General features: G+C 74.2%; 10 protein-coding genes. 2 read left to right on the forward strand and 8 right to left on the reverse strand.

Annotated features, from left to right (window positions below):
• Positions 1-198 precede the first annotated feature (198 nt).
• Positions 199-1,584 carry a M64 family metallopeptidase gene (locus HTZ82_RS21935; protein ID WP_175411163.1) on the reverse strand — a complete coding sequence of 462 codons (1,386 nt, stop codon included), beginning with the start codon at positions 1,582-1,584 and terminating at the stop codon, positions 199-201.
• A 138-nt stretch (positions 1,585-1,722) separates the two neighbouring features.
• On the opposite strand from HTZ82_RS21935, the gene HTZ82_RS21940 reads away from it, so the two are divergent.
• The gene (locus HTZ82_RS21940; RefSeq protein WP_175411164.1) at positions 1,723-3,093 is read left to right on the forward strand and encodes a helix-turn-helix transcriptional regulator; all 1,371 of its coding nucleotides are present in this window, start codon (positions 1,723-1,725) and stop codon (positions 3,091-3,093) included.
• On the opposite strand, the gene HTZ82_RS21945 is transcribed toward HTZ82_RS21940, so the two are convergent.
• The gene (locus HTZ82_RS21945; protein WP_175411165.1) at positions 3,066-4,199 is read right to left on the reverse strand and encodes an SH3 domain-containing protein; all 1,134 of its coding nucleotides are present in this window, start codon (positions 4,197-4,199) and stop codon (positions 3,066-3,068) included. The genes HTZ82_RS21940 and HTZ82_RS21945 overlap by 28 nt on opposite strands.
• A 56-nt stretch (positions 4,200-4,255) precedes the next feature.
• Positions 4,256-4,672, reverse strand: a complete 417-nt coding sequence (locus tag HTZ82_RS21950) for a hypothetical protein (protein ID WP_175411166.1) — start codon at positions 4,670-4,672, stop codon at positions 4,256-4,258.
• A 167-nt stretch (positions 4,673-4,839) separates the two neighbouring features.
• Between HTZ82_RS21950 and HTZ82_RS21955 the strand changes: the two genes are divergently transcribed.
• Positions 4,840-5,238: a hypothetical protein gene (locus tag HTZ82_RS21955; protein ID WP_175411167.1), complete on the forward strand. Its 399-nt coding sequence runs from the start codon at positions 4,840-4,842 to the stop codon at positions 5,236-5,238.
• A gap of 92 nt (positions 5,239-5,330) precedes the next feature.
• Here HTZ82_RS21955 and HTZ82_RS21960 read toward each other — a convergent pair whose 3' ends face one another.
• From HTZ82_RS21960 to HTZ82_RS21980, 5 genes are all read right to left on the reverse strand, one after another.
• Positions 5,331-6,176, reverse strand: coding sequence for a M23 family metallopeptidase (locus HTZ82_RS21960; protein ID WP_175411168.1), 846 nt, complete (start codon positions 6,174-6,176; stop codon positions 5,331-5,333).
• Between the two features lie 44 nt (positions 6,177-6,220).
• The gene (locus HTZ82_RS21965) at positions 6,221-7,105 is read right to left on the reverse strand and encodes an NlpC/P60 family protein (RefSeq protein WP_175411169.1); all 885 of its coding nucleotides are present in this window, start codon (positions 7,103-7,105) and stop codon (positions 6,221-6,223) included.
• Between the two features lie 46 nt (positions 7,106-7,151).
• A complete protein-coding gene (locus tag HTZ82_RS21970) occupies positions 7,152-7,793 on the reverse strand; it encodes an RNA polymerase sigma factor (protein WP_309235621.1) in 642 nt (213 codons plus the stop codon).
• Between the two features lie 111 nt (positions 7,794-7,904).
• Positions 7,905-8,567 (reverse strand): M15 family metallopeptidase, encoded by a 663-nt coding sequence (locus HTZ82_RS21975; protein WP_175411170.1) that lies wholly within the window; start codon positions 8,565-8,567, stop codon positions 7,905-7,907.
• Between the two features lie 61 nt (positions 8,568-8,628).
• Positions 8,629-9,805: tetratricopeptide repeat protein (locus HTZ82_RS21980; protein WP_175411171.1), on the reverse strand; the 1,177-nt coding region annotated here is incomplete at its 5' end.

Below are 9,805 nucleotides of genomic sequence, written 5' to 3' on the forward strand. Positions count from 1 at the left end.
TGAGGCGGCAGCGGCCGGGGAGTCCGCGTCCGCCGTGTCCGGAGGCGCGAGCCCGGCCCCCGCGGGCGGCCGGGCCGCGGCGCCCCAGCCGTCGCCGTCGCCGTCGGTCACGCCGGTCGACGTGCTCGACGGTCTGCTGCACGGCCTGGTGGATCCCGGCGGCGCACGGCAGTGACCGGGGACCGCCGCTGACGCGGGTCAGTGGCGGACGCGCCAGGTGACCGAGGACCGCAGGCTCCGGGCGATGCCCGGGTCGCGTACGGCGGGCGTGCTGTCCTCGACGGTGACGGTCAGCGTGTGCGTCCGTACGTCGTACCGCCGCAGCCCCAGCTCCGCGACGTCCACCTCCGTGCGGCCCGCGAGGTGCGTCAGCTCCAGGCCGTTCAGCTGCCAGCGGACCGTGAGCTGCCGCCCGTCCGGGCCGGTCAGGGCGGGTACGGCGACCCTGGCCGTGTGGTGGCGGCGCAGGGTGCGGTCGGTGGGCGTGAGGGCGGTGGCCACCTGTGCGTGGCGGTGGAAGCCGGCGATCATCGCCTCCACGCCCGGCAGGTTGAACGGCTTGTCCAGGACCCGCATCAGGGAGTTGTCCGTGGGCCGGCGGAGCCCGGTCGCGAAGTAGCCGCCGCCCTCGTACGCGCCGACCGTTCCGCCGTCCGGCGACTCCTCGCCGAGCCAGCGGTGCCACTTGACGCCGCGCGCCGCCATCCGGGCGGCGTCGAGCGTGGAGATGTTCGGCTCGGCCGGCTCGGGGCCCCGGTACTCCTCGTAGCCCGGGTACCCCGGGTAGAAGTACTCGTCCGCGAGGCCGCCGAGCGAGTGCCCTGTCTCGTGGACGGCGACCTGGCCGGACTTCTCGTTGCGCGCGGACGCCGTCGAGATGCCCTCGTAGCCGAGCGTCCTGCTGGCCTCGTTGTAGCCCGCGCCGCCGTACTTGGCGCTGTTGGCGAGGACGATCACCAGGTCGGCCTCCGGGGCCCGGGCCACGTACGCGTCGACCTTGTCCTGGTCGACGCAGAGCAGCCGCTCGATGTCGCCGCACCAGAAGTACGTGCCGAGCGCGGTGTCCTTGACGGTGGCGCGGTCGGGGTCGCCGGTGACGCCCGACTCGCGCGAGACGGCGTCGACGGTCCAGACGTTGAAGAGGTTCCGGTACGTCGTGTAGGGCTCGACGGCCGTCACCTCGGCCCACTTCTCACGGGCGTGGGCGTGGAAGTCCGGGAGTTCGCCGGCGGTGTAGCCGTCTCCGATGACGACGACGTCCAGGCGGTCGGCGGTGGGGCCGTTGTCGATGATCTTCGTGACGTCGCCGTCGGCCTCCCGCTCCGCCGGTGAGAGCCGTGCGGCGGGCGCGCCCCGGCCGTGGGCGGGTACGCGGGTGTGGCCGGAGCCGGCGACCACGCCGTGCTCAGGGCCGGGTATCTCCACCTCCACCAGCTCGGCCGACGTGGCCGGCGCCGGGCGGCCGGTACTCGCCGTACCGGCGGATGCGGTGCCGGCGGACGCGGTGCCGGCGGCGGCGAGTGAGGCGACGGCGACAGCGGCCGCGCCGGCCGACGTCAGGTATCTGCGCAGGGTCGAGCGCACGGAGTCCTCCCCCGATACGGAGTAAAGCGCTGACTTAAACACGGTGAACCGGCCGCTTAAGGTAGGCGGGCGCACGGTGGCTGCGCAATGGCCAGGAGGCCCTGAATACTGGGGAGTTCGAGCGACGAGGGAGTGACCGTGGACGAACCGTCCGAGATCGGCCGGCGGGTGCAGCGGCTGCGCGCGGAACGCGGCCTGACCCAGCGGCAGCTGGCCGAGCCGTCGTACACCGCCGCGTACGTCTCGACGCTGGAGTCCGGCAAGGTGCGGCCGTCGGAGACCGCGCTGCGGTTCCTCGCCGGGCGGCTCGGCACCTCGTACGAGGAGCTGGCCACCGGCCGTCCCCCGCATCTGGCGACGGAGCTCAGACTCGCCCTGACCGACGCGCAGCGCACCCTCGCCACCGGTTCGGCGGACGAGGCCGCCGTCCAGTACCGGCGGCTGCTCGCGGACGCCGGGCAGTACGGGCTGACGGCCGAGCGGGCCGAGGCGCTCCTCGGGCTCGGCGACTGCGCCCTGGAGACCGGTGCGCTCACCGAGGCCGGGGAGCACTTCGCGGCCGCCGAACGGCTCCTGGCCGACGAGCCGCTCCCGCGCCGGGCGCGCGCGATCCGCGGACGGGCCGTCGCCCATCTGCTGGCCGGGGAGCTGCGCTACGCCTGCTACCTGCTGGAGTCCACCATCGACGCGCTCACCACCGGCGGGCTGGCCGACCCCGAGGCGCTGGTGATGCTGTACGCGGCGGTCATCGGCCCGTACATCGACATGGGCGCGCACGCCCGCGCGGCGCACGCCGCCGAGCTGGCGCTGGCCCTGGCGCCGCAGGTCGACGACCCGGCGCTGGTGGCGGGCATGCACCGGCAGGTCGCCCGGACGTTCCTCGCGGAGGGCCGCACCGCCGACGCCGACGCGTCACTGGCCAAGGCCCAGTCGATGTACCGGCAGCTGCGGCTGCTGACCGATCTGGCGCACTGCCACTGGATGCGGGGCTACGTCCAGGCGCAGAGCGGCGAACTCGACGCGGCCGAGCGGGAGTTGCGTACGGCTCGGGACATGCTGGCGGCCCGGCGCGCCGCGCTCTACACCGCCCAGGTGGAGGTGGAGCTCGCGGACGTGCTGCGGCGGCTCGGCCGGTACGACGAGGCGGCGGAGCTGCTGTCGGCGCTGCTCGACGACCTGGACGACCGGCACGGCGCCGTGCACGCGGGCGGCGCGCACCGGCTCCTCGGGCTGATCTGCGAGGAGCGCGGCGACACCGAGTGCGCCGAGGAGCACTATGTGCGGGCGCTGGGGCTGCTGGAGCGGAGCGGGGCGACGGGCGACCTCGCGGACCTGTGCCGGCTGCTCGGTGACCTGCTGCGCCGTACGGGAAGGACCGAGGCGGCACTCGACGCGTACCGCACGGGGCTGGGCCACCGGGCGGCGCCGGGCACCACCACGCTGGGCCCGGCGCCCGCGGCGGGGCACGCGCCCCGGCGGTCTCAGCAGACGGGTACGCCTGGTACCTGATTGTCGGGCGAGCGGAGGTAGATGTTCGTCATGTAGCCGCCGTACTGGGGCAGCCGGGCCCACCAGTCGTTGACGTACGGCGGGACGCTGAGCCGTTCGCCGCGCTTCTGGCAGTCGACCAGGACCTCGGCTCCCGCGGGCAGCGTCGTGACGGCGCGCGAGCCGGTGGACGGCTGGAGGCGCACCCGTACGCCGCTGCCCCACGTGCCGATCCAGGTGCCGGCGGGCCGGGTGGCGCCGGGGACGTTCAGCGAGCGGGTCAGCCGCCCGATGTCGGTGTACGCCTTGCCGTACGGGGTGCCCTGCGGGTGCAGGGTCAGCACGGCGACGACGGCGCGGTCGCCGGCGCCGACGACGCCCGTGGTGTGCAGGGCCGGGCGGCCGAGGTCCACGCCGGCCGCGGCGGTGCGGGTGGCGGCGGTGCGGGTGGCGGCGGTGGCCGTGCAGCCGCCGGAGCCGAATCCGGACCAGCCCTGCTTCACGGCCCAGGGGCGGTTGAAGGCGCCCGCGATGCCGAAGTGCTGGTCGTAGCCGTCGGCGGCGCAGCGGGTCGACTGGCGCAGAGCGCCCAGCACGTAGTCGCGTACGGGCGCGGGCGCGGACTCCAGCAGATGGCGGTAGATCGTGACCGTGTCGCGCGCCGACAGGGCCGTGTAGCCCCAGAAGCCGGGGTGGGACGCCGGGGGCCGTGCCGTGTCCTTGAGGCCGAGGCGCGGGACCATGCGGTCGATGATGGCGCCGCCGCCGTTGGCGGACCAGAAGTGGCTCGCCGCGGCGTCGTCGCTGCCGCGCAGCATCGCGTCGACGCGGGAGCGGTCGGCGGACGGGAGCGCGTCGGGGCCGCGGTTCCAGAGCAGGTCCAGCGTGATGAGGAGCTTCACGACGGACGCCGACCTGAACGGAACCGCGGCGTTGTGCTGTTCGGTGAACGTGCCGGTCCGGCGGTCGAAGACGGCGACGCCCGCCGTCACCCCGGCGGGCACGTCGACGTCGGCGCTGGTGTCGGCGTCGGCGTTGGCGTTGGCGTTCGAGTACGGCAGCAGCATCGCGAGGGCCAGGATGAGGGCGCCCACCAGGGCGCGGGCAGGGGCGTGGTACGACGTCATGGTGCGTGACCTCCAGGGTCGTGGTGCGGGTCGTCGCCGTCGTGCGGCCGGCCGGGTCACGGCCCGTAGCACTGGGGGACGCCGGGCAGCCAGTTGTCGGGGTGCGCGATGTAGTAGCTCGCCATCCACCCGTGGAAGCCGCGCGTCAGGTTGTCCACGTACACCCAGTACGGGTTGGAGCCGACTGTCTGCCCGCGTGTCTGGCAGGTGACCTGGAGCCGGTCGCCGGGCTGCGAACGCCCCGTCACCTTCGGGCAGTTGCCCGGCGAGGGGTGCTCGGGGCAGCGGTGGCTCTGCGAACCGTCCACGTCCACACGCGCGTTGACGTCCGTCGCCCACGTCGTGAACACCGGCTTCGGCGCGGGCGCGGCGGCCGCCGGCACCGCGAGGGCGCCGCCCAGCAGCGCGGCGGCGCCGCACAGGGCGGAGGCGAGCCTCACCGTACGCCGAGTCGTCCTGCCGCTGCTCGTCATGTCGTCTCCTTCGGGGGTTCTCGGCGGGGTGCGCGTCCACCCGTCGGACGGTGCAGCGGCACGTCACGTATGAGGGCCGGAACGTCATACGGAACGGCCTCGGACGCCGTCCCACAGGCAAGCCACCCCTTGGCCCCTCCGGGGCCCCGCACCCGACGGAGAATCCCATGTCCCAGTCATGCCGGCGCCGCGCCGTCCGGCTCGGCACCGCAGGCCTCGCGGCCGGAGCCGCCCTCGCCCTGTGCGGCTCGGCGGGCACGGCGCACGCCGGCGCCGCCGGTTTCTACGTCTCGCTCCAGACGCACAGCAACGTCAGGGAGGCCGCGACGACGAACAGCAAGCTGATCCTCAACACCGGCTCCGTGAAGGACCGTTACTACATGGACGGGCTCTGCTACGTGCACGGCCAGTACGTCAAGGCCGGTTCGTACGGCACGGACGTCTGGTACAAGGGCCACGTCGTCGATGGTGTCGACGTCATGCAGCCCACGCGCCACAACGTGTGGGTGTGGGGCGGCAACGTCAACATCGGCAAGGACCCGTCGGACTCGGTGGACCGCTGCTGAATCCGCCCCCGTACGTACGGGCGGAAGGGCGCCCCCGCCGTCCGGCGGGGGCGCCCTTCGGTGTCGTGCGGCTGCCCGGCGATGCGGGTGCCTCAGCAGGCGGGGACCCCCGGCAGCCAGGCGTCCTTGTGGTCGATGTAGATGTTGGAGATGTAGCCGCCGAAGGCCGGGATGTGCGCCCAGGCGTCATTGCTGTAGCCCTCGGCGTTCACACGGTCGCCGCGCTTCTGGCAGTCCACGTACACCGCCGTGGGGCCGCTCAGGGTGCGGACGACGGCCGCGTTGAGGCGGGCGTCGGCGCGGACGCGGACGGAGGTGCCCCAGGTGGTGAAGTTCGCGCCGGGTGTGCCGCCGCCGCCCGGGGTGCAGGGCAGGCCGACGCCGCGCGCCCTCAGGTACGGGACGGGGTCCATGCCGCGGGTGCTGGAGGTGGAGCTGTGCGCCTCGAAGTGGAGGTGGGGGCCCGTGGACTGGCCCTCGGAGCCCATGCGGGCGATCAGCGTGCCGGCGTTCACACGGTCGTTGACGCGCACGAGCCGCTCGTACATGTGGCCGTACTCGGTGACGGTGCCGTCGTCGTGGCGGATGCGGATCCACTGGCCGTAGCCGCTGGCCGTGCCGGAGACGATGACCGTGCCGGGGCCCGCCGAGTAGATCGGCGTGCCGCGCGTGTTGGCGATGTCGACGCCGTCGTGCCCGGAGTGGTAGCCCTGGCTCACCCGGCCGGCCGCCGGGCAGGAACCGGAGTAGCCGGTGGCACCGGCGGGTGCGGCCGGGGCGGTCTCGGCGGCGACGGCGGTGACCGGGATCAGCGCGGCCACGGCGGCCGCGGCGGCGAGGACGCCGACGGACCTGGTGCGACGGGCGCCCCCGGTGCGCTTGGTGGACTGGGTGGACTTCGCGGGCATCGTGGGCTTGGTGCGCGTGGTCTCGTGCATCGAGAGGTCTCCTCGGTCGTCCTTGTTACGGGTGTGCGCGCCGGTCAGCAGGTCGGAACACCCGGCAGCCAGGCGTCCTTGTGGTCGATGTAGATGTTGGAGATCCACGCCCGGTACTTGGGCAGGTAGGACCAGGCGTCGTTGCTGTAGCCCTCGGCGTGGACGAGCTGGCCGCGCTTCTGGCACTGGACGTCCACGGCCGTGGGGCCGGGGAGCCGGGTGACGGGCGGGTTCTTGGTGCTCGGGTCGGGGCGTAGGCTCACGTCGGTGCCCCAGGTCGTGAAGCGCTTGGTGTTCGCGGGCGGCTTGTCGCCGCCGGTGATGCGGACGGCGCCCGCGTACTCGGCGTTCAGCCGTACGTCGCTGACCATGACGACCGTGCCGGACTCGCGGGCCTCGACCATCTTGCCGTCGCCCAGGTAGATGGCGATGTGGTGGACGGAGCCGAGGTTCCTGGGGTCCTTGGCCCAGAGGAGCAGGTCGCCGGGCTGGAGGGGGCCGAGGCCCTGGCCGCGGGTGAAGCGGGCGGTGGCACCGCTCCATTGGGCCTGGTTCCAGGAGCCTTCGGGCAGCAGGATGCCCGCGCCCTGCCAGGCGGCGTACTGCACGAGGTGCGAGCAGTCGAAGCCCTTGACCTTGCTGTCGTTGGCGCCGGGCCCGCCGCCCGGGTAGTCCTTCCCGTACGTGGGGCCGTGGATGGATCCGCCGGCCCAGGAGTACGGGACGCCGAGCTGGGAGCAGGCGGCGTTGACGACGGCGGCGGCGTCGGCGGGCGCGGCGGCCAGTGGACGGCAGTCGGCCGCGGGCTTGGCGGGTGCCGCGGCGTGTGCCGGGGCGGCGGTGGCGGTGGCCCCGCCCGTGGTGGCGATGACCGCCGCGAGCAGCAGTCCGCCGGCTGCCGGGGCGAGCGTTCGTTTCGTGCGGCGCATGGGTGGTGTTCCCCCTCGTTCTGGTTCACGTACGTGGGGCAGTGGGTCAGGCTGCCTTCGCGGAGGGGACGGTGCCGGCCGGCGTCTCGTATGACTCGGATGATTCCGATGACGTGGACGACGTGGACGCCTGGGACGAGCCGAGCGCGGCCCGGATCTTCGCGAGGCCGCGCATCCGGTTGCGCTGGACGGTCCCGCGGTGTGCGCCGAGGCGCTCGGCGGCGAGGTCGTGCGTGAGCCCCTCGATGTCGACGAGGATCACGGCCGCCGCCTCCTTCGGGGACAGGCCGCTGAGCAGAGCGAGGACGGTCGCCTCCGCCTCGCGCGAGGCGAGCCCGCCGTCCCAGCCGGTCTCGGGCAGCCGGTCGGTGCAGCGCTCGCGGCGCCTGGCCGGCTGCGCCCAGGAGTCCCGCAGCAGGTTGAGCGCGGCGGCGCAGGTGTAGGCGTACGGGTGGTTCCGGCGGGCCAGGGTGCGGTCGCGGGCGCGGCGCGACAGGCGCAGATACGTCTCCTGGAGCAGGTCGTCGGCGTCGTACGGGTCGCCGGTCATGGCCAGCAGGCGGCGCCGCAGCCGCGGCATGACGGCGGTGAACTCGGCGTCGAACTCGGCGGGCGTCATGCGGTCGGTGGACGTGCGGTCGGTAGTGGTGGTGGTGGTCCGGTCGGTGGTGGTGCGGGTGGTGTGCACGTGCTCCCCCGGTGGTCATGGTGGTGCGGTGTCGCGGGTGTGCTGGGCGGGGCGCCGGCGCGGCTCTCGTGGTGGTCGGTCACGGGAGGCGCGCGGGCGCGACAGGCGTCGCTACAGGTGGGTCGGGCGCTCGGCGGGCCCGTAGAGGGCGGCAGGGCGGCCGCTGATGAGGGCCCAGTAGCGGTCGCCGTAGGACCAGTGCCACCACTCCGTCGGGTAGTTGACGAACCCGGCGGCGGTCAGCGCCCGGCCCATCAGCTCCCGGTTGGCGCGGGCCTCCGGCGTGATGCCGGCGGCGGCGGTGCGGCAGCCGCCGGCGCTCTCCTCGGGTGTGGCGTTCACCTCGGTGCCGAGCGGCAGTTCGGTTCCGTCGTCGGTGCACAGGGTCAGGTCGACGGCGCCGCCGCTGACGTGCGGGGCGACTTCGGGCGGTGAGATGTAGGCGCTGGTCAGTTCGCGGATGCGGGCCGGCGGGGCGCCTGGGTGGTCCGCGCGCATGACGGCGGCGTACTCCTCGTAGTAGCGCCGCTGCAGGCCGGGCGGACGGAAGCCCTCCACGATCAGGAGGCGGACACCGGCGGGCAGCTCCCGCTGGGCGGCGAGCAGCCGGCGGGCGACGTCGGCGCGTACATGGGCGTACGAGCCGTCGTCGTCGGCCTTCCGCGGGTCGACGCGGAGGCCGTCGGTCCGGCGCAGGTCGACGAGGGGTTCGTCGGTGCCGTCGACGCCGGTGGCGGCGACCCTGGGATCCGAGAGCAGGATAATCTCTGTCACGTCTTCAGGGTGTCCGGTGCCTCTGCAGAAGCCCTGCAGATCCGCTGCAGATCGTCTGCTGTCACGGAGTCGGCGCGCCGCCCGGGGGTTCCTCGGCCGCCTCCCGGCTGCCGAGGGTGCGGAACACGTCCTGGGCTTCGGCCCAGGCCGCGTGGGCGGCGGCCGGGTCGCCGCGTCCGGCGGCGGCGGTACCCAGGTCCCGTAGCGTACGGGCACGCCACAGGGGCAGTTCCATACCCTCCCACAGGGCGAGGGCCTGCCGCAGCTCGTCCGTGGCGCCGTCCCAGTCGCCCGCGGCCAGCCGGGTCTCGCCGAGCGACCGCAGGACGAGCGCCTCGCCGAAGAGGTCGCGGCGCTCGCGGGTGACGTCGAGGCAGCGTTCGAGGCGTTCGCGTGCCTCGGCGACACAGCCCTGGCGGAGCCGGACCTTGGCCAGGGACTGGCTGGCGTACATCTCGCCGAAGGTGTCGCCGGTCTCGTCGAAGACGCGCAGGGCTTCGCGCAGCAGGCGTTCGGCTTCGGTGAGTTCGCCCTTGGCCCGGTGGTGGAGGGCGAGGGAGCGGAGGGTGAGCGCCTCGCCCTGCCGGTCGGCGACGGCGCGGTACAGCTCCAGGGCGCGGGTGAGCGCCCGGTGGGACTCGGGGTAGGCGCCGCGGTCGCGGTGCACGGCGCCGATGCCGTAGTGGAGGTCGGCGAGGGCCGCGGTGTCGGCGGGCTCGCGGTAGCCGGTGACGGCGGCGTGCAGGAGGTTCAGGGCCTCCGCGAAGCGGCCCTGTTCGCGGCGCACGGTGCCCATGCCGGCGAGGGCGTCGGCGCGGTCGCGTACCGCACCGGTCTGCTCGAACAGGCGCAGGGCGTCCTGGAAGTACGCGTACGCGTCGTCGAACCTGTCCTGTTCGAGCCGCAGCCGCCCGAGCCCGTGCAGCAGCCGCGCCTCCCCCTCGGTGTCCCCGCTGCGCCGCACGGCCGCGAGCGCGACGGTGTGGGTGCGGGACCAAGCGTCGAACTGGTTGTAGAGCGCGGCGGAACTCGCTATCACCACAGCGGCGAGCTCCCGCGCGAGGCGCGGCATGCCGTTGTCGGCGCAGTGCGTCACGGCGGCGACGAGACACGGCTGCTCGGCGGCGAACCAGGCGGCGGGCCGTGCGAGGAGTGCCTCAGCGAGGCGAGGATCGGGCAGGGCCGAGCCGCCGGCCGCCGGGGCGACACCGGGGGCGGTGCCCGGGGCGGGGGCGGTG

The organism is Streptomyces sp. TRM64462, assembly GCF_013362995.1.
Taxonomy (GTDB): domain Bacteria; phylum Actinomycetota; class Actinomycetes; order Streptomycetales; family Streptomycetaceae; genus Streptomyces.

Excerpts from the sequence above, each read along its gene's own strand:
- HTZ82_RS21945 (WP_175411165.1), bottom strand. The coding sequence starts at position 4,199 with ATGACGTCGTACCACGCCCCTGCCCGCGCCCTGGTGGGCGCCCTCATC.
- HTZ82_RS21950 (WP_175411166.1), bottom strand. The coding sequence starts at position 4,672 with ATGACGAGCAGCGGCAGGACGACTCGGCGTACGGTGAGGCTCGCCTCC.
- HTZ82_RS21955 (WP_175411167.1), top strand. The coding sequence starts at position 4,840 with ATGTCCCAGTCATGCCGGCGCCGCGCCGTCCGGCTCGGCACCGCAGGC.
- HTZ82_RS21960 (WP_175411168.1), bottom strand. The coding sequence starts at position 6,176 with ATGCACGAGACCACGCGCACCAAGCCCACGATGCCCGCGAAGTCCACC.
- HTZ82_RS21965 (WP_175411169.1), bottom strand. The coding sequence starts at position 7,105 with ATGCGCCGCACGAAACGAACGCTCGCCCCGGCAGCCGGCGGACTGCTG.